Origin of the sequence: Nocardia nepalensis (assembly GCF_048910785.1) — a bacterium.
Classification (GTDB): Bacteria; Actinomycetota; Actinomycetes; order Mycobacteriales; family Mycobacteriaceae; genus Nocardia; species Nocardia nepalensis.
In genome coordinates this window covers 91,377-118,360 of record NZ_JBKBET010000022.1, presented here as the reverse complement: position 1 = coordinate 118,360, position 26,984 = coordinate 91,377, and the positions used below count along the sequence as shown (strand labels likewise).

The following is a 26,984-nucleotide window of genomic DNA, read 5'->3' as shown; positions in this document are numbered from 1 at the left end:
TATCGCCGACCGCGCGACCCGAAGTCCGATTAGGCTGAGCCGATGTCGGCGAGCGCGCTGTACTACCCGTGGATGCACTTCCAAGATGACAACTGGTTGAAGCTGGCCCTGCTCACTTGGGACAAGATGGTCCGCATTCGGCCGAGAGCCATTGATCGCGACGGTCCGCTGGTCCGTCAATTGCGCAGGGAATCGGATTTCGTAATCGATATCGTTCCGCGTGAGGCCGAGCTGGAATCGGTCGCGTCGCTGTTCTACAACGTTCTGGGGCACCACCGCGACGAACTGATCCGCCGGTACGCGCCGTATCGGGCGACCGATCTGAGTCTGGGGTCGCCACCGGCCCAAGCGCCGGTATCGAATCAACCACCGCGGTCGAATCCGAATCTCGTGTGGGTGTACTCCGGGCGGCAGTCGAAGATGAGTAGGGCTCTGCGCGACAGATTGCTCCGCAGCGGACTCGCGGAGGCGGCCGCGGATGACGAGCCGTGGATCGGCCTGCATCCGACGCTGGGATCCATTTATCTCGCGGCGCTGACCGATGTGGTTGCCCGCGAAAACATGCTCTCGCCCGCCACCGACGAACCTCGAATACACAATGCGATCGGTTCGACCGCCATGCTGACGGATCTGATGCTCGGACAGGACGAGGAAAAGCGGCTAGAGGATGCCACGGCCGCGTATCTCCATATCGCGGTGCGCTCGGTAATCCAACCGAATCACCTTGCACAGCTGCCGATTTCGAAGCTGATCAGGTTCCGCGAGCGGAATCGAGCCGAACTCGCCGCATTCCGGGAGCACGTCGATGGCCTGGGTGACGAGCTGCGCGACGCGGCCCGGGCCGCCAACCTCGAAGTGGCCGTGGCACATCTGGAGAACTTGTATCAGGTCAAGACACAACCGCGACTGGCCGAACTCCAGCGCGGTCTGCGTGGGCTCGGCGTCGAATCGACGACCGGCGCGATGGGGCTCAAAGTCGATCTGAGCGCCGCCGCCGGAACCCTGGCCGGTGGTGTCGCCGCGGCGGGTGGGCAACTGGTGCTCGGTGGCGTCGCGGTCGCGGTGACCGTTGTCCCGTATCTGGCCGGGCAGTTGCGGTTGCGGCATAGAGCGCGGGCCGACTCTCCGGTGGCCTATCTGCTGGCCGCGGACCGCCGACTCGCGGGCAATGCCTTGCTGCGCACCCTTCGCCGTGGCGGGTGATTGCTGAGAGCGCGCGTGCAGGACGTAGGCTCGAACATTGTGCCGAACACGCCAGTACCCACCGATGACCAGTCGGAACGCGATTCCGATGTCCGTCCCGCGAGTGACCCGAACTACCTGGTCGGGCTAGATCTCAATGGGCGGCGTGTCGTTGTGGTCGGCGGCGGGACGGTCGCGCAGCGCAGGCTCGGGCTGCTGATCGCGTCGGGGGCCGACGTACATGTGATCAGTCGCGAAGTCACTCCGGCCGTGGAGGGGATGGCGACGTCCGGGCAGCTCACGGTGACGTTGCGCGCCTACGTCGACGGCGATCTGGATGGCGCTTGGTATGCGATCGCGTGCACCAACGAACCGGAGACCAATGCGGCCGTGGTCGAGGAGGCCACCCGGCGGCGGATCTTCTGCGTGCGCGCCGACGTGGCCAGGCTCGGCACCGCGGTGACTCCCGCGACCGCTCGCTACGACGGACTCACCCTCGGTGTGCTGGCCGGTGGTCAGCATCGGCGCTCTGCGGCGGTGCGCAATGCGCTGCTCGAGGCGCTGCAATCGGGTGTGGTGAACGATGATTCGACGCCGATCGCCCCGGGTGTCGCGCTGGTCGGTGGCGGTCCCGGCGATCCGGATCTGATCACGGTGCGCGGCCGCCGCCTGCTGGGGCGCGCGAATCTCGTTGTCGCCGACCGGCTCGCACCACCGGAGCTGCTTGCCGAACTCGGACCCGATGTCGAGGTGATCGATGCGGCGAAGATCCCGTACGGGCGGGCGATGGCGCAGGAGGCGATCAATTCCGCGCTGGTCGAGGGCGCGAAGGCGGGCAAGTTCGTGGTGCGGCTCAAGGGCGGCGACCCGTACGTCTTCGGCCGCGGCTACGAGGAACTCGAGGCCTGCGTCGAGGCGGGCGTCCCAGTGACCGTGGTCCCCGGTATCACCAGCCCGATCTCCGTCCCCGCCGCCGCGGGCATTCCGGTGACCCACCGCGGTGTCACCCACGAATTCGTCGTGGTGAGCGGTCACGTCGCACCCGACCATCCGGATTCGCTGGTCGACTGGCCCGCCCTGGCCCGGCTGCGCGGCACCATCGTGCTGATGATGGCGGTCGAGCGCATCGAACAATTCGCGACCGCGCTCATCGAGGGCGGCCGCCCCACCGACACGCCCGCGACGGTCATTCAGGAAGGCACCCTGCGCACCCAACGCGTCCTGCGCGCCGACCTCGGCACGGTCGCCGCCCGCGTCCGCGAAGAAGGCATCCGCCCACCCGCGATCGTCGTCATCGGCCCCACCGCGGGTTTCTCGGCCGACTCCGACGAGCCACCAGCCGAGTCCTCCGCCGGGTAAGGCCCGCTCGCGACGAGCGTCGAGTTCGGCCGCTGATCGCCGAGCACTACCCGCCGTTGGACTCCGTCACAACGCATAGTGACTTTCGCTATGACTCGGCGAATCGCCCCCGCGCGGAGGCGGACCCTCGTTCCGCATCAATTACAGTGGCTCATCGTGCTCGATAAACCCGCTGCGACGATGCAGTATCCGGTGACGCAGCGGGCCTTCGGGCTCGCGATTCTCGTGCTGAGCGGGCTGCAGCTGATGGTTGTGCTCGACGGCACCGTGGTGATCTTCGCGCTGCCGCGGCTGCAGCAGGAGATGGGAATGACCAGCGCGGGGGCCGCGTGGACGGTGACGTCCTACGGGCTGACCTTCGCCGGTCTCATGCTGCTCGGCGGGCGACTGGGTGATGCGTTCGGACGTAAACGCATGCTGATTCTCGGCGTCGGATTGTTCACCGTCGCATCGCTGCTGTGTGGGCTCGCCCAGAGCCAGGCCATGCTGATCGCCGCCCGCGCGGTACAGGGTGCGGGTGCGGCGATCGCGGCGCCGACGGCATTCGCGCTGGTGGCAACGACTTTCGCGCCCGGGAAGGCGCGCAATCAGGCGATCGCGATCGTCGGCTCGATGGTGGGCATCGGATCCGTCGGCGGTCTGGTGGTCGGCGGCGCGCTGACCCAGCTGTCCTGGCGCTGGATCTTCCTGATCAATGTGCCGATCGGCACATTGATCATCCTCGGTGCGCTGTCGCAGCTCGCCGACACCGAACACCATCGGTCCGCACTCGATATCCGTGGCGCGGTGCTCGGCACCGTGGCCTGCGCCTCGATCGTGTTCGGCGCGACCGAGGGGCCGGAAATGGGCTGGGGCAGTCCGGCGATCATCGGCGCGCTGGTGGCGGGCGCGGTGCTGCTCATCGTCTTCGTGGTCGTCGAACGCACCGTCGAGGATCCGCTGCTGCCGTGGTCGCTGTTCGACAGCCGCGACCGGGTCACCACCTTCGCGCTGATCTTCCTGGCCGGTGGCGTGCTCGGTGCGATGACGTTCTTCGTCGCGCAGTTCCTGCAGAACGTGCTCGGCTACGGTCCGCTGGTGGCGGGTGTCGCATCGATTCCGTTCACCATCGGCATCGGCGTCGGCGGCGCGCTGGCCTCCAAGGCGGCGCTGCTGATCGCACCGCGCTGGCTGCTGTGCGGTGCGGCGTTCGTGCTGGCCACCGGGCTGTTGGTCGGTTCGCAGCTCAATGGGGGCGTGAGCTATTTGACCACGCTGCTTCCGCTGTTGATCGTGATCGGTTTCGGGGTCGGCGTAGCGATGGTGCTTGCGCCGCTGTGCGTGCTCGTCGGTGTGCCGCCGTCCGATATCGGCCCGCTGTCGGCCGTGGGGCAGATGTTCATGAATCTGGCGACGCCGGTGTTCATCGGTCTGCTCACCCCGATCGCAGCCTCGCGCACCATGTCGATGGGCGGCCGCGCCGGCACTGCCGCGGATATGAACGAGGCCGAGATCTTCGCACTGGGCAGCGGGTACACGCTGGTACTCGCGGTCTGCTCGCTCGTCGCCGTCGCGGCGGGCTTCATCGCGCTGACGTTGCGTTTCACGCCGAAACAGCTGGCCGAGGCCCAGCATGCGCAGGAGGAATCGCAGCGGACCGGATCCATGCCGGTCGTGCCCCGGACCGGGCCGCTCCCGGTCATCCGCCGGTCTGACTACAGTGGCTGACTGTGCCAGACAATCCCGCCGCGACGACGCGCTACCCGGTAACGCGGCGGGCCTTCGGGTTCGCGATCCTCGTGTTGAGCGGGTTGCAGCTGATGGTCGTGCTCGACGGAACCGTGGTGATTCTCGCGCTGCCCCGACTACAGGACGAACTGGGACTATCCAGCTCGGGTAGCGCCTGGATGGTCACCGCCTACGGTCTGCCGTTCGCGGGGTTGATGCTGCTCGGCGGCCGGATCGGCGACTCCTTCGGCCGCAAGCGCATGTTCATCGTGGGAGTCGCGCTGTTCACGCTGGCCTCACTGTTGTGCGGGCTCGCGCAGAACGAGGGAATGCTGATCGCGGCCCGCGCGATCCAGGGCACCGGCGCGGCACTCGCGGCCCCGACCGCACTCGCCTTGGTGGCGACCACCTTCGCACCCGGCCGGGTGCGCAATCAGGCGATCGCGATCTTCGGCTCCATGATGGCGGTCGGCTCGGTTGGCGGGTTGGTGATCGGCGGCGCGCTCACCGAGGTGAGCTGGCGGTGGATCTTCCTGATCAATGTGCCGATCGGTGTGTTGATCCTGTGGGGTGCGCTGTTCCAACTGCGCGACACCACCCACCATCGACTACCCCTGGACGTGCGCGGTGCGGTGCTCGGCACGGCGGCGTGCGCGTCCTTGGTGTTCGGCGCGACCGAAGGACCCGAATTCGGTTGGGACAGTCCAGTTATCATCGGGTCGCTGGTGGCCGGTGTGGTGTTGCTGATCTGCTTCGTCTTCGCCGAGCGGTGGGTGCGCAATCCCTTGCTTCCCTGGTCGCTATTCGATCATCGCGACCGGAACGCGACATTCGGCGCGATCCTGCTGGCCAGCGGAGTGCTCGGCGCGACAACCTATTTCGCGGGTCTGTTCGTGCAGAATGTCGTCGGCTACAGCCCGTTGGTCGCCGGGCTGGCCTTCATCCCGTTCACGATCGGCGCGGGCATCGGCACCGCCCTCGCCTCGAAACTGGCGATGACCGTCGCACCGCGCTGGATATTGAGCGGTGCCGCCGTGGTCATGGTCGCCGGACTGCTGTTCGGCTCGACCTTGGATCGGGGGGTCCAATACGTGCCCACGCTGCTCGTGCTGTTCATCGTGATCGGTTTCGGGATCGGCGTGGCCGTGGTGATGGTCCCGCTATGTGTGCTGGTCGGCGTCCCGCCCGATAACATCGGCCCGCTCACGGCGATCGGCCAGATGTTCATGAATCTGGGCACGCCGATCGCGATCGGACTGCTCGCGCCGGTCGCCGCCTCACGCACCCTTTCGCTCGGCGGCAGCACCGGCAAGCCGACGGATATGACTGCGGCCCAACTCGATGCCCTCGGCAGCGGTTACGCACTGGTGCTCTTCGTCGCCGCGATCGGCGCGCTGCTGGTCGGTCTGGTGGCGCTGACCTTGCGCTACACCGCCGCCGAGGTCGGGCGGGCGCAGCATGCGCAAGAGACGGCCAAGCAGGGGTGAACCTGCTCGGCCGGCAGTTCAGAGGCGGCCTGCGACCTTGCGCGGGGTCACCCGGACGATCACGCGGGGTCCGTCGTTGACGGAGGCGGGGTTGAATTCGACGTACGGGAGTCCGTGGTAGTGGTTCGACAGCTCGTTCGGGAGTGTCTTCTCCGGATCGGGCGTCAGGGTGGCGGTGCCGCGAATCTCCGCGTACACGTAGGGATTCTCGGGCGGATTGATCATTACCGTGATGCGCGGGTCGCGGGCGAGATTCTTGCCCTGCTGCCGATCCACGGTGGTGGAGAACAGCAGGTCGTCGCCGTCGCGCTTGAGCCAGATGACGGTCAGATGCGGTTGTCCGTTCGGCCCGATCGTTGCCGCGGTCGCATACACCTTCGCCTCGTCCAGATACTTCTTCAACTCATCGGAAAGCACAGCACTGGTCATGCCGCAGTGAAACGCCCGGCCGATCAAGAACATTCCCGAGTCATCCGCGGTCGGCGCCGGTCGCGGGTTCGATGATCGACATATCATCGGTCCAGCCCGCGCGGCGTGCACCCGCGATGAATTGCAGCTCGTTACTCAGCTCAACCCACGTGCCCGTCGGCAGTCGTCAGCACCTGGTCGAGGATCGCCAGGCCCTCCTTCGCTTCGGCCTCGCCGATGACGCACGGCGGGACCACATGCAGCCGATTGAAATTGACGAACAGCAGCAGACCCGCCGCCTTCGCCGCGGCGACGGTTTCGGACATCGCATCGCTGGTGCCGCCATATGGGGCGAGCGGTTCGCGAGTTTCCCTGTCCCGCACCAGTTCCAGCGCCCAGAACACGCCCGCGCCGCGCACCTCACCGATGCTGGGATGGCGTTCGGCGAGCTCGCGCAGGCCCGGACCCAGGACTCGGTCACCGATATCGGCGGCGTTCTCCACGATTCGCTCGTCCCGCATCGCGTTGATGGTGGCGACCGCGGCCGCCGTCGCCAGCGGATGACCCGAGTAGGTGAGACCGCCCGGGTACGGGCGATCGTCGAAGGTCGCCGCGATGGCCGGACTGATCGCGACGCCGCCCAGCGGCACGTAGCCGGAGTTCACCCCCTTGGCGAAGGTCAGCAGGTCGGGCATGACACCGTCGAAATGCTCGATGGCGAACCACTTTCCGGTGCGGCCGAAACCCGACATCACTTCATCGGCGATGAAGATGATGCCGTACTTATCGCACAGCGCCCGGACACCGGCCAGGTATCCGGGCGGCGGAACCATGATTCCCGCTGTGCCAGGGATGGATTCGAGCACGATCGCGGCGATCGTGCTCGGCCCCTCGAACACGATGGTCTGCTCGAGATGTGCCAAAGCGCGTTCGGCTTCCTCGGATTCGGTGCTCGCGTGGAATTGCGAGCGATACCGGAACGGGCCGAAGAAGTGGACGATGCCGCTATTGCCGTGGTCATTGGGCCAGCGCCGAGGGTCGCCGGTGAGGTTGATCGCGGTCTCGGTGCCGCCGTGATAGGAGCGGTAGCGCGCGAGCACCTTGTAGCGCCCGGTGTGCAGGCGCGCCATCCGGACCGCATGCTCGACGGCATCGGCGCCGCCATTGGTGAAGAAGATCCTGTTCAGCTCGCCCGGGGTGCGCTCGGCGATGAGCCGGGCGGCCTCGGAACGGGCGTCGTTGACGTGCTGCGGCGCCACGGTGCACAGTTTGGCGGCCTGTTCCTGCACCGCGGCAACGACTTTCGGATGCTGATGACCGATATTGGTGTTCACCAGCTGCGAGGAGAAGTCGAGCAGACGGTTGCCGTCACCGTCCCATACGTAGCAGCCCTGGGCCGCGGTGATGGTCATCGGCGTGAGCTGCGCCTGCGCGGACCAGGAATGGAAGACGTGGCGGCGGTCCAGCTCGTAGGCGCGCGCGGCGGCCTGCCTGGCTTCGTCCGGTGTCAATCCGTTCGGAAGGGTCATCGGCGAGTTCTCCTGCGTAACTTGGGGTCTGGCTACTTGTTCTGGGGGAACCCGAGTTCCAGGCCGCCGTGGCTCGGATCGAGCCAGCGCGTCGTGACGGCCTTGCCGCGGGTGAAGAAGTGCACGCCCTCGGTGCCGTGTGCGTGCGAATCGCCGAACAGCGAGTTCTTCCAGCCGCCGAAGCTGTAGTAGGCCATCGGAACCGGGATCGGCACATTGATGCCGACCATCCCGACCTCCACCTCATTGTGGAAGCGCCGGGCCGCGCCGCCGTCATTGGTGAAGATCGCGGTGCCGTTGCCGTATGGGTTGGCGTTGACGAGATCCAGCGCCTCGTCGTAGCTGTCGACCCGCACGACGGACAGGACCGGGCCGAAGATCTCGTCGGTGTAGACGCTCATCTCGGTACCGACGTGATCGAGAATCGTTGGCCCGAGCCAGAATCCGTCCGCCTCGCCGTCGGCCTGGACGCCGCGTCCATCGAGAACGACACTGGCCCCGGCGGATTCGCCCGCGTCGATATAGGAAGCGACGCGATCGCGGTGCTCACGGGTCACCAGCGGCCCCATATCGGTATTGCGGGTGCCGTCCCCGGTCTTGATGGTCTTGGCGCGCTCGGTGATCTTGGCGACCAGTTCGTCGCCGACGGTGCCGACCGCGAGCACCACGCTGATCGCCATGCAACGCTCACCCGCGGAGCCGAAGCCGGCATTCACGGCGGCGTCGGCGGCCAGATCCAGATCGGCATCGGGCAGCACGACCATATGGTTCTTCGCGCCGCCGAGCGCCTGCACGCGCTTACCGCTGGCGGTTCCGCGCTGGTAGACGTACTTCGCGATCGGCGTCGAACCGACGAACGAGACGGCCTTGATATTCGGATTGTCGAGCAGTTCGTCGACCGCGACCTTATCGCCCTGCAGCACATTGAAAACCCCTGCGGGCAAACCGGCCTCGTGCCACAGCTCGGCCAACCACAGCGACGAGGACGGATCCTTCTCGCTCGGCTTGAGCACCACGGTATTTCCGGCGGCGATCGCGATCGGGAAGAACCACATCGGCACCATCGCCGGGAAATTGAACGGCGATATCACCGCGACCGGGCCGAGCGGCTGGCGGACGGAGAAGATGTCGACCTTCGTCGACGCATTCTCGGTGAACCCGCCCTTGATCAAATGCGGGACACCACAGGCGAATTCGACCACCTCGAGACCGCGGGTCACCTCACCGAGCGCATCGGAGTGCACCTTGCCGTGCTCGGCGGTGATCAGCTCGGCCAGCTCTTGCTTGCGCTCGTTGAGCAGTTCGCGGAACCGGAACAGGATCTGCGTTCGCCGCGCCAGCGAGGTATCGCGCCAGTCCGGAAACGCCGCCCTGGCCGATTCGATCACCGCCCTGGCGTCCTCGACGCTGGCCAGCGCGACCCGTCCGGTCACCACTCCGGTCGCCGGATTCGTCACCGGGGCGGTCGCCGAACTCGCGCCAGCGAAGGGTTTGCCGTCGAGCCAGTGCGCGATTGTCTGCATATCTCCTCGATTCGATGCGTGAGCGTTCGTACCGGTTGGCGTTTTCTACCGCTGAGCTGTTCGGTGCCGATCCACCGTTGTTCCATTGTGGTCCCAACTCTGCACCACGGACCGGCCATTTCACCCCGACGATCTGTACGCGATTTCGGAATTCGTATTACGATTCGTCGGGTGTTGCTCTCCATTGCCGATGTACTGGCCATGCCGGTGGTGCGCGCGGGGGAGCCGCAGGTCGTTGGCGGGGGAACGCTGGAGCGGCCGGTGCGGTGGGTGCACGTCAGTGACCTGCCGGATGTCGCCGAATTGTTGGTCGGCGGCGAGCTGATGCTGACCACCGGATTGGCATTGACCGGTGGTGACGAATCGACGGTCGCGTATCTGCGTTCGCTGGCCGCGGCGGGGGTGGCCGGGCTGGTCGTGGAGCTCGGCGAGGCCGTGCCGGAGTTGCCGCGGGTGGTCGTGGAGATGGCCGATGAGCTCGAGCTGCCGGTGATCGCGCTGCACCGCGTCACTCGGTTCGTGGAGATCACCGAGGCGGTGCACCGGGTGATCGTGGCCGATCAATACGCCGAACTGGAGTTCGCGCGCACCGTGCACGAGACGTTCACCGAGTTGAGCGTGCGCCGGGCCTCGCTGGCCGAGATCGTCAAGACGGCCGCCGGCATGCTCGATTCCTCGGTGGTGCTCGAGGACCTGGCGCACCGGGTGTTGGCGCTCACCGCCCGGCACACCACCACCTCGGCGATCCTGGAGAACTGGGAGACCACCTCGCGCCTGCTGCCCGACGGCTGGGATGTGGTGGCGGTCGGCCCGCATACCCAGCGGTGGGGTCGGCTCATCCTGCGCTCGAGTCGGGTCGCGACGCCCCGCGCCCGGATGGTGCTCGAGCGCGCCGCGCAGACCCTGACCCTGCACCGGATGATCGACAAGGACCGCTTCGGCCTGCATCGACAGGCGCAGACCGGCCTCATCGACGATATGGTCAACGGCCGTGTGCTCGACGAGCGCGATGCCCAGGCCAGGGCCGCCGCGCTCGGTCTGCTGACCCGCCGGGTGAATTACGTTCCGCTCGCGATAGACGTCGCGGCCCTTGCCGAAACCGATCAGGTCGCCAGGCAGCGCCGCAGCGCGGGCGTGCTGGACGCGGTCACCCACGGTCTCGGCCTGTCGAAGGCGACCGCATTGACCGCGGCCGAGCACGGCGATCGGGTCGCCGTGGTGCTCGCGGTCCCGCGCGGCGCCGATCTCGATGACACCCTCCGTGCCGTATGCGCGGCGATCACCGCCGAGGTGCGGCGGGTGGATGGGGTGCATCGCGTGGTCGTCGGCGTTGGCGCCCAAGCGGATTCGCTGCTGGATACCGCGCGCGAATTGGTGCATGCGGCGCACGTCGCCGAGGTCGCGTTATCGCTGGAGTCATCGGTGCCGCGACCGTTCTACCGCAGCGGCGATGTCCGGTTGCGCGGACTGCTCTCGCTGATCCGCAACGAACCCGGAGTGCAGAGTTTCGCCGAAACGGAGCTGAGTGCGTTGCTGCGCTATGACATTCGGCATGCGGCCGATCTGACGCGCACATTGCGCCAGTTCCTCGACGTGGCGGGCAATAAGACCGAACTGGCGAAGCGACTCAATATCAGCAGACCGACCCTCTACGACCGGCTCGCCCGCATCGAGCGGATCCTCGACATCGACCTCGAGGACGGCGAATCGCGCACCTCGCTGCATACCGCACTGCTCATTCGCGACCTGTCCGCCAACTCCGACAAGTTCTAGGCGGTTCTCGAGGAAACCCACGAGCGTTGAAAGGTCTTCTGACGCAAGGGAACCCGAGGGTCTAGCCTACCCTCGGGTTCCTCGGTGCCACCCAATTCGCGCACCGGATCGGTGGGATCGGATCAAACTCACTGCGACGCGTCCTACGTTTGGACCATCTCCGCATGTGGCGCGGAGAACGGGGGTTGAACCCGCATCTCGTCGCTCCGTGTCCTTTCCTCGTGACCGGGTGATCGGCGGCGAATGCTCAATCTGGAGCGAGAGTCTGAGTTTCCGGCTGCCTCTACCACTTGGGCTGATCCTTTCGAGCGACCTGCAAGCAGTCGCTAGCGCTACCGGGCCTGTGCCCGGAGCGGGATTCGAACCCGCACTGACACCGTGTATTCAGGCTTATCTTCAGTTTGAGTTTGCGCTCTTGCGCTTCCCCCGCACACCGGCGGGGGAGTCTGTGGGGTCGAGGGCGATTATTCGCCCCCGACCGGTCTCAGCCGAACAGGTAACGGAAGATCACATCACCGGTATTGCGGTCGGTGACCTGCGCTCCGTTGGCCTCCTCTCGGGCGAATTTGACTGCCTGCTGGAGCTTTTCGATGCGTTCGACCAGCTCGTTGACCCGGCGGGCGGGCAGCGCGCCGGAGAACTTCACCGTGGTCCAGTAGCCGATCGCGATGTCCTCGTAGTACACCTCGACCTGCGCCGGGTGCTTCTCGGTCGCCTCGGCCTTCACGTGGTTGCGCGGCACCTTCTTGGTGCGAATGGTGCGCACGGCATCGGTGCGCCAGGTGTCGGAGGAATCGTCGAACGCCCAGGCCTCGGCGGCGTCGAGTACCGGCAGCTTCTTCACGAAGGTGTGCAGATCGGCCAGCTGCTTCTCCAGGAACAGCAGGTACGAGACCGGAACGGCGGCCAGCAAGGTCTCCTCGTCCACCCGGACGTCGGCCTTGGCCTCGCAGTTCGCCCAGTCCTTGGTCGCGGTCACGTCGAATAGCCGGGTCAGCGTCGCGGCCGTCTGACGCAACACCTCCTCCGACTTCACCTGCACGCGCGTCGACTCGGGCGGAAGCTGCTCGCCCTCTTCATCTTTCGGCTGATACGTGCGCGCGATACCGGCCAGCAACCCCGGCTTCTGCAGCTGATTCTGGGTATCGGCCAACTCGCGCAGCGCGCCGCTCTTGACGCCCTTCTCCACCGCGATGATCTGATTCAGCTTCGTCATCTCTACCTCCCCGGGCGCACTCGTACGCCGTCACATTCGTTGCGCGGCGCCTCTTTTCGGATTTCCCCCGCCGCTCGCGGCAACAGTACAGACCGATCGTCTCGTGCGCATCCGAGTTTCGCGCCCGACGCGTGGACCGGCCGATAACGGTGACGGGAACATCCATGGCGTCGACGGGGTTGGGACGGGCATGACGACACTCGGATTGATCGGTAGCGGCAATATCGGGGGCACGCTGGCGCGACTGGCCGTTGCGGCCGGACTGGACGTGGTGGTGAGCAATTCGCGGGGGCCGGAGACGCTGGCGGACCTGGTGGCAGAACTCGGGCCGCGGGCGCGGGCGGCCACCGCGGCGGAGGCGGCCGCGGCGGGCGACATCGTCGTGGTCACGGTGCCGTTGAAGAACTACCGTCAGGTTCCGGTCGAGCCACTGGCCGGCAAGGTGGTGATCGATACCAACAACTACTACCCGGACCGCGACGGCACCTTCCCCGAGCTCGAGGCCGGGACCGCCACCAGCAGCGAACTGCTGCAACAGCACCTGCCGAGCTCGAAGGTCGTCAAGGCCTTCAACAACATCTACTACCCGCATCTGGCCGCCCTCGCCCGGCCGTCGGGTGCCGACGACCGCACGGCCCTGCCCATCGCGGGTGACGACGCCGATGCGAAAAAGGCCGCCGCCGAACTGCTCGACGCGCTCGGCTACGACATCGTCGACTTCGGTCCACTGAGCGAGAGCTGGCGTTCCCAGGTCAACACCCCGGTATACGGCAACCCCTACGCCGCAGCCCTCCCGTTCTGGGAGCACGAGGCCGCCCCCGCCCCCGCCGCCAAGATCACCGCCGCCCTCGCCGCCGCCGAGCGCTGACCGCGCTCCGAGCGTGGCACATATCCAGTGAACGCCGCACATAGGTCGTAACTTGTGCGCGGCGTTCACTGGGTGTGCGCCAACAAAGTTGGGCGTTATGCACAGGGTGCGTGTTGTCCACAGTTCGGCGGTTGGGGCTTTCGGGGGGAGGGGGTGGTCGGGAGGATCGGGGTGTGGAGTTACCTCGAATTGTTTCTCGGCGGGCGGCGTTGGATGCGGGGTTCACCGGGCGTGAACTCGGTAGGCAACCCTGGCAGCGGGTGTGCCGCGGGCAGTATGTGAGCGAGGTCGATATTGGCGAAATGAGTACTGAGCAACGGCATCTGGTGCTGACCGGTGCTGTCGCCGCGGGCTCCAGCTCCGCCGCCGTCGTGAGTCATATCTCCGCGGCTGTTGTGCACGGGCTCCCGGTATGGTCGATTCCATTGGCCCGAGTTCATTTGACCCGCGATCGAAGAACCGGGGCACGCACGGGGGCGCGGGTCATGGTGCACGCTACGTCCATCGAGTCCGATGAAGTGGTGCAGATCGGCGATATGCGGGTGACAAATGTGGCGCGCACGGTCGTTGACCTGGCCCGGAGCGTCCCCTTCGAACAAGCCGTCGTAGTCGGTGATGCCGCACTGCGCCTCGAGCGAACCACCCGTGCCGAATTGGCGGAACAACTGTTGCGGGCGAACGGTCGTCCTGGTTGCCCGGCCGCCCGCCGTGTCGTCGAATTCCTCGACGGCCGCGCCGAGAGCCCCGGCGAATCGCGAAGCCGGGTTGTTTTGCGCACCGCCGGTCTCCCCGCACCGGAGCTACAGTCGACCATCCTGGATACCACCGGTGGATTCGTTGCCCGAGTCGACTTCTTGTTCCCAACCCTTGGCGTCATCGGCGAATTCGATGGAATGGTCAAGTACCGCAAAGACTTCCAGAGGGGTGGGCCCGAATCCATTGTGATCGCGGAGAAACTTCGCGAGGATGCCCTGCGCGCACTCGGCTGGATTGTCGTCCGCTGGACCTGGCCTGATCTGAACACCCCCGACCGCTGGCTGACCAGGCTGGCCCGAGCCGCCAACATCGCCCACCGCACCCACCGAGGCGGCACCTGGCGCTCCGCCGAACGCATCTGAGTAGGCGCAGTTCGTGGGCGACCATCACCGCAGTGTTGGCCATGAGGCGGCCGAGCATTTCGGCGGTGCGGGCCGGGACCTCCGCCGGATTGGGCAGCGTGTGGTTACGCCGACGGCACATAGTCAGTGCACGCCTCACATAGGTTGCAACCTATGTGAAGCGTGCGCTGGGTCTGTGCTCGCCTCAGGTGATGATGAGCAGTTCGGTGGGGGAGGCGATTTCGGTGCGGAGGCCGGATTTGGTGGCGATGCGGGCTACCGCTCGGATGTCGGTGGGGTCGGCGCGGGTGAGGACGAGGGCGCGGGCGAGTAGCCCCTTGTGGTGCTTGTTGAAGTGGCTGACCACGGTTCGCGAGCCGTCGGGGTGTTCGGTGAGGACATTGGCGGTAATGGCATCGGGGACGCGGCCGAGCTGCTGGTAGGTGCCGGAACGCAGGTCGATGACCAGTTCGCCGGCCGCCTCGGCGTGCAGTGCGTCGGGCAGGACGTCGCGCCAGATGGCGGAGAGAGTTGGGAGGCCGGGCAGTTTGGAACCGCCGGAGAGACGGTAGGCGGGGATGAGGTCGTCGGCGCGGACTGCGCCGAACAGTGCCGAGCCGATGCCGAGTCGGGCATAGGCCTTGGCGCGTTGGACCTTCGTGAACGAGCGAGCGTCGAGGGCGTCGTAGAGGACGCCGGTGTAGCGCTCCAGCGCGGGGCGAGTGGCCGAGGTGCGCAAGGTCGCATTGCGGGCGATCTCGGCATCAGCCCCCTTACCGAGGCCGAGAACCGCACGCGAGGCGTCCGGGTCGGCGGCCAACTTGACGACCTCGTCGATGAGCCGGTCGCGCACCGCCGTGAGCTGCGGCATCGCCAGCGACTCCAGCTCTAACGGCGCATCGGTTCCGCCATCGGACTTGGTTTCGGAAGGGGGCAGCAGCACCAGCACGAGCGGATACGGTAATGCCTTGCAGACATCGCACGGCCAGCGACTACCCTGTCGTTCCGTGATCACCCGCCTCTCCCACCTGTTCCTGCGTACCCTGCGCGACGATCCCGCCGACGCCGAGGTGCCCAGTCACAAACTCCTCGTCCGCGCCGGATATGTGCGGCGCGTCGCCCCGGGCGTGTACTCGTGGCTGCCGCTGGGCCTGCGGGTGCTGCGGCGGGTCGAGGAGGTCGTGCGGGAGGAGATGAACGCCATCGGCGCGCAGGAGATATCGCTGCCCGCGCTGCTGCCGCGCGAGCCGTACGAGACCACCAACCGGTGGACCGAATACGGCGACGGCCTGTTCCGGCTGCAGGACCGCAAGGGTGCGGACTATCTACTCGGCCCGACCCACGAGGAGCTCTTCGCGCTGACCGTGAAGGGTGAATACAACTCGTACAAGGACCTTCCGGTCACGCTGTACCAGATCCAGACCAAATACCGCGATGAGGAGCGTCCTCGCGCGGGCATCCTGCGCGGGCGCGAGTTCATCATGAAGGACTCGTACTCCTTCGACCTCGACGAGGACGGACTCAAGGCCAGCTACAACGCGCACCGCGAGGCCTACCAGCGCATCTTCAACCGGCTCAATGTCAAGTACGTCATTGTCGCGGCCACCTCCGGTGCGATGGGCGGTAGCGCGTCGGAGGAATTCCTCGCGGACAGTCCGGTCGGTGAGGACACCTACGTGGTGTGCCGGGAGTCCGGGTACGCCGCGAATGTGGAAGCGGTGGTCACGCCCGCTGCCGAATCGCGGCCGATCGAGGGCCTGCCCGCGGCGGTCGTACACGACACCCCGAACACCCCGACCATCGCGACCCTGGTGGATTGGGCCAATCAAGCGGGCATCTCCGACCGTCCCGTCACCGCCGCGGACACCCTGAAGAACATCATGGTGAAGCTGCGCCACCCGGACGGTAAGACCGAACTGCTCGGCATCGGCATTCCGGGTGACCGCGAGGTCGACGACAAGCGCCTGGGCGCGTCGGTCGAACCCGCCGAGGTGGAAATGCTCACCGAGGCCGATTTCGCCGCCAACCCGTTCCTGGTGAAGGGCTACATCGGCCCGAAGGCATTGCAGGCCAACGGTGTTCGCTACCTGGTCGACCCGCGCATCGGCACCGGAACCAGCTGGATCACCGGCGCGGACGAGCCGGGCAAGCATGTCGTCGGCCTGGTCGCGGGTCGCGATTTCACCCCTGACGGCACCATCGAGGCCGCCGAGGTGCGCGACGGTGATCCCTCGCCCGACGGGCGTGGCGTCCTGGTGTCCGCGCGCGGCATCGAGATCGGCCACATCTTCCAGCTCGGCAACAAGTACACCGACGCCTTCGAGGTGGACGTGCTCGGTGAGAACGGCAAGCCGGTGCGGCTCACCATGGGCTCCTACGGCGTCGGCGTCTCCCGCATGGTCGCGGTGATCGCCGAACAGCAGCACGATGAGAAGGGCCTGCGCTGGCCGCGCGAGGTCGCGCCGTTCGATGTGCATGTGGTGATCGCGAATAAGGACGAATCCTCGCGCGAGGGCGGCGAGCAGGTCGCCGCGCAGCTGGATTCGGCCGGACTCGACGTCGTACTCGACGACCGCAAGGCCTCGCCCGGTGTGAAGTTCAAGGATTCCGAGCTGATCGGCGTGCCGGTTGTCGTGGTCGTCGGCCGCGGCTGGGCCGAGGGCAAGGTCGAGATCCGCGATCGCTTCACCGGCGAATCCGTCGAGGTCCCGGCCGACTCGGTAGTCGAATCGGTGCTCGCGCAGGTGCGCGGCGGACGGTAGGTTCCGCCCACGGCAACGAGTGGACAGGCCCGGGCGACTGCGGCGATGCTGATGACCACAGCAGCTCAGTCGACCGGGCTTCTCACGTTCGTCCGGACCTACGGTTCCGTAGGCATGATTCGTGGCTATGCGTAATCGCGGACCCGCTCCACGCTGCTGTTACCCGCTGGTAAGTTAGCGGCATGACGAGCACCGACGCGTTGTTGTTCAACCCCGCCACCTATGACCCGAAGCAGTTCGACGCCGAGACGCGGCGGCTGCTGAAGGCGACCATCGAGTGGTTCGAGTCGCGGGGTAAGCGGCAGTTGCTGGCCGATGATGCCGATGCGGTGTGGGTGTCGGAGTTCCTCGAGTTCGTCAAGAAGGAGAAGCTGTTCGCGACCTTCCTGACGCCCGCCGCCTATGCCGACGGCGACGAGAACCGGCGCTGGGACGCGGCCCGCAATGCGGCGCTGTCGGAGATCTTCGGGTTCTACGGCCTGGCGTACTGGTACGCCGAACAGGTCACCATCCTGGGCCTCGGCCCGATCTGGCAGAGCGATAACGAGGCCGCCAAGAAGCGCGCCGCAGACGATCTCGCCGACGGTCAGGTGATGGCATTCGGTCTGTCCGAGCGCGACCACGGCGCCGATATCTACAACACCGACCTGATCCTGACGCCGACCGAACCGGGCAGCGCGGACGCCGAGGCCGGGATTCTGTTCCGCGCCAACGGCGTCAAGTACTACATCGGCAACGGCAATGTGGCGTCGATGGTGTCGGTGTTCTCCCGCCGCGCCGATATCGAGGGCGCGGAGGGCTACGTGTGGTTCGCCGCCGACAGCCGCCACGACAACTACGAGCTCATCGACAATGTCATCCACGGTCAGTTGTACGTCAGCACCTTCGCGCTGCACGACTATCCGGTGACCGCCGCCGACATCCTGTCCACCGGCCCGGAGGCCTTCTCCGCCGCGCTGAACACCGTGAACGTCGGCAAGTTCAACCTGTGCCACGGCAGCATCGGCATGGTCGAGCACTCGTTCTACGAGGCCATCACGCACTCCAACAACCGCATCCTCTACGGCCGGGCCGTCACCGAATTCCCGCATGTGCGAACGAATTTCGTCGATGCATACGTGCGCATCATCGCGATGAAGCTGTTCAGCGACCGGGCCGTCGACTACTTCCGCAGCGCCAGTCTCGAGGACCGCCGCTACCTGCTGTTCAACCCGATGACCAAGTCCAAGGTGACCTCCGAGGGCGAGACCGTCATGACGCTGCTGCTGGATGTGCTGGCCGCCAAGGGGTTCGAGAAGAACACCTACTTCGCGCAGGTCGCCCGTTACATCGGCACGTTGCCCCGGCTCGAGGGCACGGTGCATGTCAATGTCGGCCAGATCCTGAAGTTCATGCCGAACTACCTGTTCAATCCGAAGGACTATCCGGAGGTCGGCACCCGCCTCGACGCGGCCGACGACGAGTTCTTCTTCCGGCAGGGCCCGGCCCGCGGCGCGGGCAAGGTGCAGTTCGCCGACTGGACCCCGGTGTACGACAAGCACACCGACATCCCGAACGTCGCCCGCTTCTACGAGCAGGCCCAGGCCCTGCGCACCCTGCTGACCACGGCCGCCCCCGACGCCGATCAGCAGAAGGACCTGGACTTCATGCTGACCATCGGCCACCTGTTCTCCCTGGTGGTCTACGGCCAGCTGATCCTGGAGCAGGCCGCCATCATCGGCCTGGACCGCGACCTGCTCGACCAGATCTTCGACTTCCAGATCCGCGACTTCAACGGCCACGCCACCACCCTCTACGGCAAGCCCTCCGCCACCCCTGCCCAAGAAGCCTGGGCCGCCTCCTCCCTACGCCCCCCGGTCACCGACCACGCCCGCTTCAACCGCATCTGGACCCAGGTCGCCGCCTACGACGGCACCTACGAAATGCACCCATAGCCCCAACCCCGCCCGGCATGGGTTGGCCTGCCGCGCACGGATTTGCTCGCCGCGCACATATTCGCTGACGAATTGTGCGCGGCGCGCTAGGAAGTGCGCGCGGTGGTGCCAGGCCATGCCAGGGCAGGCGACGGTGGGTCAGTCCAGGAGCGATTGACAGGTCGTCAGGACACGAATGCGCATTTGGTGAGGACGCCGACGCATCGGGCCGAAGGCGCTACGAACTGCGCCGATAGCACCTGCCGCGCCATATTCGCTCGCCACGCACGAGTCTCGACGTGCACGGGGTTCGCTTGCCACGCACGGCTTCGCCCGTCGCGTATGGGTTCGCTCGCCGCGCACGTCTTCGCTGACGAATTGGTGCGCGGCGCGCTAAGGAGTGCGCGGCGGTGTCAGGCCTTGCCGGGGAATGCGATGGTGGGTGGGTTGGCGCCGAGGATTGATTGCCAGGTGGCGAGGCGGAGGGCGCATTCGGTGAGGGCGTCGACGCCCATTCGGCGGAGGGGGTCGGAGTTGCCGTTTTCGACGACCGAGCGCCAGGCGACGGCGGTGTCGGTTTCCACCGTGACGGCCAGGTTCGCCGCGGGAATCGGGTCGTTCACCGGGGACGGCGTGGTGTAGGCCGCGTCCGGTGGCGGCACCGTGACTCCGGCGGCCTTCAGCGCATCGATGGTGCTGTCGCGGCGAGCACGGTGCGCCGCGGTGTCTTCCGCGACCAAGCGAGTGCGCTCGGCGGAGGCGTAGGCCGCGATCACCCCGTAGGCGTAGACCGCCGCGTACTCGGCGCGCAATGCGTCGAGCAATGCTTGGCGTTCGGCTTCGGTCATGCGCGCACTCCTGCCCGAGCGAGGTGAGCCGTGCGCATGGCAGGCATCACGGTTCGGCCTGCGGGGTCGGTCGTTTTCGCGCTCGTACGGTCGAGCAGGGCTTCGCGTTCGGCTTCGGTCATTCGCTCGTCTCTGCCTGGGGGAGTGGTGTCGTGCGCACTTCGGGCAAGGCTCGGCGTCCGGCACGTCTCATGCCAGCAAAACCCCCGCCTGGGCCGCGCAGGCCGCGCTGATGGAGGCCAATAGGCCTGCGCGGTAACCGGATTGGGTGCGGGCGAGATCGCCTGCGGACTGCTGTGACTTGGTGAGCCGGGTGCGGAGCTCATCGATACTCGGTGGCTGGGTGGGTGGTGCTGCCGTACCGGATGCGGCGGGAGCGGCCGCCGAGGCGGATGGGGTGAGTTCGCGGGTGCGGTGGGTCGGGGTGGTGCCGTCGCCGTAAACGCCGATGACGCGGTTGATTTCGGCGCGCAGCGCGTCGGCGTGTGCGGTGCGTTCGTTGGCGATCACGGTCAGCGCGGCGTGCCGCTGCGGCGTCACCGCGATCGCCGCGGTCGCGGCCGCGGCGTCGGAGCGCGCCAGAACCTCTTGTGCGGCAAGCGGATCGGGCTGGTAAACCGTCTTATCCGTACATCCGGCCACCGCGCCGATGGCTAGCGCGCCCACCGTTGTGCCGCCTGCCAGCCGCAACGCGGTCCGGCGGTCGACGATGCTCGGGCGCGCGGCGTCAGCGTTGCTGTGCCGGGATTGGTGCCGGTCGACGGGGATGCCGGAAGTGCACCCGGCGCGCGGCGGGGCGGGGAGGCGGATGGGCACGGCACCATCGTGCCAGATTCGCGCGGCACCGCCGACCAAGCGTCTACCCCGCGACCGTCCGGACGGACGCCGTGCGTCGACCGGACGGTCGGCGCGACACCCGCCGCGCCGTGTCGCAGGCGCGTGGCCAGGAAACTTGCTCGAGGCCGCTGGTCCATTACACTCTCGGAGCGCGTTACGCTAGATCTTCGGTAGAGAAATTTTTCCGCTTGCGACCTGCCTGCAGGTCGCTCGAAGAGATCAGCCGTCTGACAACTGAACCAGGAGCCGCCCCACATGCCCATGCCGACCGAGGAAAGGGTGAGCCAGCTTGTTGCTGGACTCGTCGAGCGCCGAGGATTCGACCTCGAGGGTGTCGAGATCTCGACGACGGGCAAGCATGTGGATGCGCAGGCTCGGGTGAAGGTGATCGTGGACAGCGATGCGGCCTCGGATCTGGACTCCATCGCGAAACTGAGCGCCGATCTATCCGAGGTCCTCGACGAGGCCGGCGATTTCGGTGAAACCCCCTACCTGCTCGAGGTGACCAGTCCGGGCATCGACCGTCCGCTCACCGCCGACCGGCACTGGCGCCGCGCCCAGGGCCGCAAGGTGCGGATCAAGCTACGCGCTGGCGCGCCTTCGCCGGATCCCAAATCGTCGGACAAGTTCGAGGCCAGGGTCGGCGTCCTCGCCGACGATACGGTGGCGCTCGTGCTCGGCGGCAAGAACAAGCCGCACCGGGTGCACATCCCGGTGGCCGATATCGCCGAGGCCGTCGTCCAGGTGGAGTTCAACCCACCCGGCGCGCGGGAACTGGATCTCGCGGGCGGAGTCGCGCCCGGCCGTCCGCAGCCGGGACATGAGGAAGCGGTGGACCCCACCGACGATGTCCGAGGACCAACCGATGCACCAACCGAATCACTAGAAGCGTCCGATTCGCCGACCGAAGGGATCGTGGAATGAACATCGAAATCGAAGCCCTGCGCGCGATTGTCGCCGACAAAGGGATCTCGATCGAGACCGTGATCTCCGCGATCGAGTCGGCACTGCTCACGGCCTACCGCCACACCGAGGGCCACCAGCCCAACGCGCGCATCGATATCAATCAGAAGACCGGCGTGGTCCGGGTGATGGCACGCGAACTCGACGCCGACGGCAACGTGATCTCCGAATGGGATGACACCCCAGAGGGTTTCGGCCGGATCGCGGCGACCACCGCGCGCCAGGTGGTGTTGCAGCGGCTGCGTGATGCCGAGAACGAGAAGTCCTTCGGCGAGTTCTCCACCCACGAGGGAGACATCGTCGGCGGTGTGGTGCAGCGCGATGCCCGCGCCAACGCCCGCGGCACCGTGGTGGTGCGCATCGGCAGCGAACTGCACGGCACCGAGGGCCTGATCCCGCCCGCCGAGCAGGTGCCGGGCGAGAGTTACGAGCACGGCGACCGGATCAAGTGCTACGTCGTCGGCGTATCCCGCGGCCCGCGCGGCCCGCAGATCACCCTCTCGCGCACCCACCCGAATCTGGTGCGCCGACTGTTCGCGCTGGAGGTGCCCGAGATCGCCGACGGCTCGGTGGAGATCGTCGCCGTAGCCCGTGAGGCCGGACACCGCTCCAAGATCGCGGTGCGCACCACCGTGCCCGGCGTCAATGCCAAGGGCGCGTGCATCGGCCCGATGGGACAGCGCGTGCGCAACGTGATGAGCGAACTGGCCGGGGAGAAGATCGACATCATCGATTACGCGGATGATCCGGCGACCTTCGTCGGCAATGCGCTCTCGCCCTCAAAGGTGGTCTCGGTCACTATCGTCGATCCGGAGGCGCGCGCCGCCCGGGTGGTCGTGCCCGACTTCCAGCTGTCGCTCGCCATCGGCAAGGAGGGGCAGAATGCCAGGTTGGCGGCCCGCCTGACCGGCTGGCGGATCGATATCCGCAGCGATGCGGCACCTGATGCGGGCAGCGGCAGCGTGCGGACGGAGGCGCATCGGAGTTGACCGAATCCCGCCAATCGAGCCCACCGGATGACAGGTTCGTAACTTCGAAAGGGGCGGGGTTCGGTGTTCCGAGCGGGACAGCGGTAGAGTGGTCTCAGGTTCAACGCGAGCCTTTGGTTCCTTTGTCCGAACGCACCACCGAGCAGGTCCCGACGCAGCGACGTCGAGCGGCTCCGGTGCGGACGTGCATCGGATGCCGAAAGCGCGAGTTGGCCGTCGATCTGTTACGGATCGTGGCGCAGGACTGTGAGACCGGTGACGGTTCCGAGGTTGTTGCGATAGTTCCCGATCCGTGGCGCAGACTTCCCGGACGGGGTGCCTGGCTGCACCCCGTTTCGGTTTGTTTGCGCACCGCAGAACGACGCCGAGCATTCGGCAGAGCACTACGAGTGTCCGGACATCTGGATATCTCAGCCCTGGAGAAGTACCTCGAGAACAGGCACGAGCACTCATGAGCACACCGTGAAGCACCAACGATGAACGTCCATCGGAGATAACCCGAGGTCGTGCGGGCCCGCCGTCCCTAGGCGGAGGCACTGCTCGACCTCTCAGTGAGGAGAGCAGTGGCAGGCAAGGCCCGCGTGCACGAGTTGGCCAAAGAACTCGGTGTCACGAGCAAAGAACTACTCGCAACGCTCAAGGAGCAGGGCGAGTTCGTGAAGTCGGCGTCCTCGACGGTGGAAGCACCCGTCGCACGTCGGCTGCGCGAGTCGGTGGCAGGCAAGTCCGCCCCGGCGAACGGCACGGCGAAGTCCGGGGCGCGTCCCGGTTCCGCCCCGTCGAGCACCCCGGCCGCGAAGCCCGCCGCAGGTGGCGGTCCGCGTCCGGGACCACGTACCCCAGCGCCCGCACAGGCGGCGACCCCGGCGGCTCCGGCCGCCCGTGAGACGGCGGCTCCGGCTGCCCGTCCGTCCGATGTGGCCCGGCCCGGCCCAGCCGCGCGTCCTGGTCCACCGGCCAGGCCCGCCCCGCGGGAAACCGCCCCGGTCCAGGAGACCCCGGCGGCTCCGGCCGCGAAGGCCGCTCCGGCTCCGAGCGCTCCGGCTCAGGGCGGACCGCGCCCGACGCCGGGTGGCGCACGTCCCGGTCAGCAGCGTCCCGGCGCACCCGCGCACGGCGGTCCGCGTCCCGGTGGTCCGGCCGCGGCCGGACCGAAGCCGGGTCCGAAGACCCCGCGCGTCGGCAACAATCCCTTCTCGTCCGCGCCCGATCGTGAGCGTCCCGCGCCGCGTCCGGCTCCCAGCCAGGGTGGACCCCGTCCGGGGCCCGGCCATGGCCAGGGTCCGCGTCCGGGCCCGGCCCAGGGCGGTGCTCCTCGTCCGGGTGGCGCCCAGGGCGAGCGGCGTCCGGCTCCCGGTCAGGGTGGTCCGCGTCCCGGTGGGCCGCGTCCGAGCCCCGGCTCGATGCCGCCGCGCCCGAACCCGGGTGCCATGCCCGCGCGTTCGGCCCGTCCGGGTCCGGGCGGTGCCGGTGCGGGTCGTCCGGGTCGTCCGGGTGGCGCACCCGGTGGCGCCGGTCGCCCCGGTGGCGGCGGTGGCGGTGGCTACCGCGGCGGCGGTGGCGGCGGCGGCACGGGTGCGCCCGGTGCCGGTGCCGGTGCTCCCGCGGCCGGTGGCTTCCGCGGTCGTCCCGGTGGCGGTGGCGGCGGTCGTCCGGGTGGTCCCGGTGGCCGCGGCGGTGCGGCCGGTGCGTTCGGTCGTCCCGGCGGCGCCCCGCGGCGTGGTCGCAAGTCGAAGCGGCAGAAGCGTCAGGAATACGATTCGATGCAGGCGCCCGCCGTTGGTGGCGTGCGGCTGCCGCGCGGTAACGGCGAGATCATCCGGCTCGCCCGCGGCGCGTCCCTGTCCGACTTCGCCGAGAAGATCGATGCGAACCCGGCCGCCCTGGTGCAGGCCCTGTTCAACCTCGGCGAAATGGTCACCGCGACCCAGTCGGTGAACGACGAGACCCTCGAGCTGCTCGGCAGCGAGATGAACTATGTCGTGCACGTGGTCAGTCCCGAGGACGAGGACCGCGAGCTGCTGGAATCGTTCGACCTGACCTACGGCGAGGACGAGGGCGGCGAGGAAGACCTCGAACAGCGTCCGCCGGTGGTGACCGTCATGGGTCACGTCGACCACGGTAAGACCCGACTGCTCGACACGATCCGTAAGGCCAACGTCCGTGAGGGCGAGGCCGGTGGCATCACCCAGCACATCGGCGCCTACCAGGTGCTCACCCACCTGGGTGACAGCGACCGGCTCATCACCTTCATCGACACCCCGGGTCACGAGGCGTTCACCGCCATGCGTGCCCGTGGTGCGAAGGCCACCGATATCGCGATCCTGGTGGTCGCCGCCGACGACGGCGTCATGCCGCAGACGGTGGAGGCGATCAACCACGCGCAGGCGGCCGATGTGCCGATCGTGGTGGCGGTCAACAAGATCGACAAGGAAGGCGCGAACCCGGACAAGATCCGGCAGCAGCTGACCGAGTACAACCTGGTTGCCGAGGAATACGGTGGCGACACCATGTTCGTCGACATCTCCGCCAAGCAGGGCACCAACATCGAGCAGCTGCTCGAGGCGGTCCTGCTGACCGCGGACGCGGCGCTGGACCTGCGGGCCAACCCGGATATGGACGCTCAGGGTGTCGCCATCGAGGCGCACCTCGACCGCGGCCGTGGTCCGGTGGCCACGGTGCTGGTGCAGCGCGGCACGCTGCGCGTCGGCGACTCGATCGTCGCGGGCGACGCCTACGGCCGCGTGCGCCGCATGGTGGACGAGCACGGCGACGACGTCGAGGCGGCGTTGCCGTCGCGGCCGGTCCAGGTCATCGGCTTCACGTCGGTGCCGGGCGCAGGTGACAACCTGCTCGTCGTCGACGAGGACCGGATCGCTCGCCAGATCGCCGACCGCCGCAATGCGCGCAAGCGCAACGCACTGGCCGCGCGCAGCCGCAAGCGGATCAGCCTGGAAGATCTGGATGCCGCGCTGAAGGAGACTTCGGAGCTCAACCTGATCCTCAAGGGCGACAACTCCGGTACCGTCGAGGCCCTCGAAGAGGCGCTGCTCGGTATCGAGATCGACGACGAGGTGCGCCTGCGGGTCATCGACCGCGGTGTCGGTGGTGTCACCGAGACCAACGTCAACCTGGCATCGGCGTCGAACGCGATCATCATCGGGTTCAACGTCCGGGCCGAGGGCAAGGCGACCGAGCTGGCCAACCGCGAAGGTGTGGACATCCGGTACTACTCGGTGATCTACCAGGCCATCGACGAGATCGAGAAGGCCCTCAAGGGCATGCTCAAGCCGATCTACGAAGAGGTCGAGCTGGGCCGTGCGGAGATCCGCGCGATCTTCCGTTCGTCGAAGGTCGGCAATATCGCCGGCTGCATGGTTACCTCGGGTTCGGTCAAGCGCAACGCCAAGGCGCGCCTGCTCCGCGACAACCTGGTGGTCGCCGAAACGGTCACGATCTCCACCTTGAGGCGGGAGAAGGACGACGTCACCGAGGTCCGCGAGGGCTTCGAATGCGGTATGACGTTGACCTACAACGACATCAAGGAGGGTGACGTGATCGAGGCCTACGAGCTGCGCGAGAAGCCGCGCGACTGATTGTGTACCGGTGGTCCGGCACGGCCATTCACGCCGTGCCGGACCACTGAGACAATCTTTTCGTAGGCGCCGATACAGGAGGCTTGGGTGTACCTGGGTGCACTGGAGTTCGACATCCTGCTGGGAGATGTGCACTCGCTGAAGCAGAAGCGTTCGGTGATCCGGCCAGTGCTGGCCGAATTGCAGCGCTTCGGCGTGAGTGCCGCCGAGGGTGGGGAACAAGACCGCTACCGTCGCTCACTGCTCGGAGTCGCCATGGTCAGTTCCGGTATGGACCATCTGACCGAGGTACTCGACAAATGTGAACGGCACGTCGCGGCACGTCCGGAGTTAGAGTTGCTGGCAGTACGCCGCAGGATCTTCGGACCCGAAGACTGACCCGCGGCGGGAACGACGGGCCCGGAGGCGGTAGCTTGCGTAACCACGCAGGGCCGCGGTCCCGCCGCAAAATGAACACAGCAGTAGTGAGGAGGGTTCAGCCATGGTGGATCAAGCCAGGGCACGCCGACTCGCCAAGCGGATTTCCGCGATCGTGGCGACCGCGATCGAATACGAGGTGAAGGATCCGCGTCTGAATTTCGTGACCGTCACCGATGCGAAGGTGACCGGCGATCTGCGTGAGGCGACGGTGTACTACACGGTGATGGGCGAAACCCTCGACGTGGAACCGGATTACGCGGCCGCGGCCGCGGGCCTGGAGAAGGCGAAGGGTGTGCTGCGTTCCAAGGTGGGCGCCGGCACCGGCGTGAAATTCACTCCAACGCTGGCGTTCGTGCTCGACAAGGTGCCCGACGCCGCGCGGGATATGGAAGAGCTGCTGGCCAGGGCGCGGGCCGCCGATGACGCGGTCGCCAAGGTGGCGGCCACCGCCACCCACGCCGGTGATGCCGACCCGTACAAGGTCGAACGCGAATCCGACGAGTGACG

Annotated in this window: 22 protein-coding genes; 15 read left to right on the top strand and 7 right to left on the bottom strand. The window is 67.1% G+C overall.

Translation table 11 applies throughout. The annotated features are described in order from the left end of the window. Window positions 1-42 precede the first annotated feature (42 nt). From ACHQ4I_RS19310 to ACHQ4I_RS19295, 4 genes are all read left to right on the top strand, one after another. Window positions 43-1,203 (top strand): DUF6236 family protein, encoded by a 1,161-nt coding sequence (locus tag ACHQ4I_RS19310; protein WP_420773182.1) that lies wholly within the window; start codon window positions 43-45, stop codon window positions 1,201-1,203. A 117-nt stretch (window positions 1,204-1,320) separates the two neighbouring features. Continuing rightward, entirely contained in the window at window positions 1,321-2,541 is a 1,221-nt protein-coding gene (gene cobA / locus ACHQ4I_RS19305) for a uroporphyrinogen-III C-methyltransferase (RefSeq protein WP_420773365.1), read from the top strand. A gap of 180 nt (window positions 2,542-2,721) precedes the next feature. Beyond that, on the top strand, window positions 2,722-4,248 hold the full coding sequence (locus tag ACHQ4I_RS19300; protein WP_420773364.1) for an MFS transporter: 1,527 nt from the start codon (window positions 2,722-2,724) through the stop codon (window positions 4,246-4,248). A gap of 2 nt (window positions 4,249-4,250) precedes the next feature. Next, the gene (locus ACHQ4I_RS19295) at window positions 4,251-5,735 is read left to right on the top strand and encodes an MFS transporter (protein ID WP_420773181.1); all 1,485 of its coding nucleotides are present in this window, start codon (window positions 4,251-4,253) and stop codon (window positions 5,733-5,735) included. Between the two features lie 18 nt (window positions 5,736-5,753). Here ACHQ4I_RS19295 and ACHQ4I_RS19290 read toward each other — a convergent pair whose 3' ends face one another. The 3 genes from ACHQ4I_RS19290 to ACHQ4I_RS19280 all read right to left on the bottom strand — a co-directional run bounded on the left by ACHQ4I_RS19290 (window position 5,754) and on the right by ACHQ4I_RS19280 (window position 9,195). Continuing rightward, entirely contained in the window at window positions 5,754-6,164 is a 411-nt protein-coding gene (locus ACHQ4I_RS19290) for a PPOX class F420-dependent oxidoreductase (protein WP_420773180.1), read from the bottom strand. 140 nt (window positions 6,165-6,304) lie between these two features. After that, window positions 6,305-7,672 (bottom strand): aspartate aminotransferase family protein, encoded by a 1,368-nt coding sequence (locus ACHQ4I_RS19285; RefSeq protein ID WP_420773179.1) that lies wholly within the window; start codon window positions 7,670-7,672, stop codon window positions 6,305-6,307. 32 nt (window positions 7,673-7,704) lie between these two features. Next, the gene (locus tag ACHQ4I_RS19280; protein WP_420773178.1) at window positions 7,705-9,195 is read right to left on the bottom strand and encodes a CoA-acylating methylmalonate-semialdehyde dehydrogenase; all 1,491 of its coding nucleotides are present in this window, start codon (window positions 9,193-9,195) and stop codon (window positions 7,705-7,707) included. 171 nt (window positions 9,196-9,366) lie between these two features. Between ACHQ4I_RS19280 and ACHQ4I_RS19275 the strand changes: the two genes are divergently transcribed. Then, complete coding sequence (locus ACHQ4I_RS19275; protein ID WP_420773177.1) at window positions 9,367-10,968, top strand: PucR family transcriptional regulator; 1,602 nt, start codon at window positions 9,367-9,369, stop codon at window positions 10,966-10,968. A gap of 484 nt (window positions 10,969-11,452) precedes the next feature. On the opposite strand, the gene ACHQ4I_RS19270 is transcribed toward ACHQ4I_RS19275, so the two are convergent. Beyond that, complete coding sequence (locus ACHQ4I_RS19270; protein WP_420773176.1) at window positions 11,453-12,184, bottom strand: DUF7873 family protein; 732 nt, start codon at window positions 12,182-12,184, stop codon at window positions 11,453-11,455. 190 nt (window positions 12,185-12,374) lie between these two features. Here ACHQ4I_RS19270 and ACHQ4I_RS19265 point away from each other — a divergent pair, with 190 nt between their 5' ends. Further along, window positions 12,375-13,052, top strand: coding sequence for an NADPH-dependent F420 reductase (locus tag ACHQ4I_RS19265; RefSeq protein WP_420773175.1), 678 nt, complete (start codon window positions 12,375-12,377; stop codon window positions 13,050-13,052). A gap of 302 nt (window positions 13,053-13,354) precedes the next feature. Further along, the gene (locus ACHQ4I_RS19260) at window positions 13,355-14,170 is read left to right on the top strand and encodes a hypothetical protein (RefSeq protein WP_420773174.1); all 816 of its coding nucleotides are present in this window, start codon (window positions 13,355-13,357) and stop codon (window positions 14,168-14,170) included. Between the two features lie 184 nt (window positions 14,171-14,354). Here the strand turns inward: ACHQ4I_RS19260 and yaaA are convergent, their stop codons facing one another. Next, on the bottom strand, window positions 14,355-15,098 hold the full coding sequence (gene yaaA, locus ACHQ4I_RS19255) for a peroxide stress protein YaaA (protein WP_420773363.1): 744 nt from the start codon (window positions 15,096-15,098) through the stop codon (window positions 14,355-14,357). A gap of 58 nt (window positions 15,099-15,156) precedes the next feature. On the opposite strand from yaaA, the gene ACHQ4I_RS19250 reads away from it, so the two are divergent. Both ACHQ4I_RS19250 and ACHQ4I_RS19245 read left to right on the top strand, forming a co-directional pair. Continuing rightward, the gene (locus ACHQ4I_RS19250) at window positions 15,157-16,911 is read left to right on the top strand and encodes a proline--tRNA ligase (protein ID WP_420773173.1); all 1,755 of its coding nucleotides are present in this window, start codon (window positions 15,157-15,159) and stop codon (window positions 16,909-16,911) included. Window positions 16,912-17,093: 182 nt separating this feature from the next. Next, the gene (locus ACHQ4I_RS19245) at window positions 17,094-18,845 is read left to right on the top strand and encodes an acyl-CoA dehydrogenase family protein (RefSeq protein ID WP_420773172.1); all 1,752 of its coding nucleotides are present in this window, start codon (window positions 17,094-17,096) and stop codon (window positions 18,843-18,845) included. Window positions 18,846-19,237: 392 nt separating this feature from the next. Here the strand turns inward: ACHQ4I_RS19245 and ACHQ4I_RS19240 are convergent, their stop codons facing one another. Both ACHQ4I_RS19240 and ACHQ4I_RS19235 read right to left on the bottom strand, forming a co-directional pair. Next, window positions 19,238-19,672: a ferritin-like domain-containing protein gene (locus ACHQ4I_RS19240; protein ID WP_420773171.1), complete on the bottom strand. Its 435-nt coding sequence runs from the start codon at window positions 19,670-19,672 to the stop codon at window positions 19,238-19,240. A gap of 189 nt (window positions 19,673-19,861) precedes the next feature. Beyond that, a complete protein-coding gene (locus ACHQ4I_RS19235; RefSeq protein WP_420773170.1) occupies window positions 19,862-20,488 on the bottom strand; it encodes a hypothetical protein in 627 nt (208 codons plus the stop codon). Between the two features lie 276 nt (window positions 20,489-20,764). Here ACHQ4I_RS19235 and rimP point away from each other — a divergent pair, with 276 nt between their 5' ends. From rimP to rbfA, 6 genes are all read left to right on the top strand, one after another. Next, on the top strand, window positions 20,765-21,433 hold the full coding sequence (gene rimP, locus ACHQ4I_RS19230) for a ribosome maturation factor RimP (RefSeq protein WP_420773169.1): 669 nt from the start codon (window positions 20,765-20,767) through the stop codon (window positions 21,431-21,433). After that, on the top strand, window positions 21,430-22,461 hold the full coding sequence (gene nusA / locus ACHQ4I_RS19225) for a transcription termination factor NusA (protein WP_420773168.1): 1,032 nt from the start codon (window positions 21,430-21,432) through the stop codon (window positions 22,459-22,461). Before rimP ends, nusA begins: the two co-directional genes overlap by 4 nt. A gap of 122 nt (window positions 22,462-22,583) precedes the next feature. Then, complete coding sequence (locus ACHQ4I_RS19220; protein WP_420773167.1) at window positions 22,584-22,916, top strand: YlxR family protein; 333 nt, start codon at window positions 22,584-22,586, stop codon at window positions 22,914-22,916. Window positions 22,917-23,024: 108 nt separating this feature from the next. Next, complete coding sequence (gene infB, locus ACHQ4I_RS19215) at window positions 23,025-26,057, top strand: translation initiation factor IF-2 (RefSeq protein WP_420773166.1); 3,033 nt, start codon at window positions 23,025-23,027, stop codon at window positions 26,055-26,057. An 87-nt stretch (window positions 26,058-26,144) separates the two neighbouring features. After that, window positions 26,145-26,435 (top strand): DUF503 domain-containing protein, encoded by a 291-nt coding sequence (locus ACHQ4I_RS19210; protein WP_063044509.1) that lies wholly within the window; start codon window positions 26,145-26,147, stop codon window positions 26,433-26,435. 103 nt (window positions 26,436-26,538) lie between these two features. Beyond that, the gene (gene rbfA / locus ACHQ4I_RS19205; RefSeq protein WP_040693060.1) at window positions 26,539-26,982 is read left to right on the top strand and encodes a 30S ribosome-binding factor RbfA; all 444 of its coding nucleotides are present in this window, start codon (window positions 26,539-26,541) and stop codon (window positions 26,980-26,982) included. The last annotated feature ends 2 nt before the right edge of the window (window positions 26,983-26,984 follow it).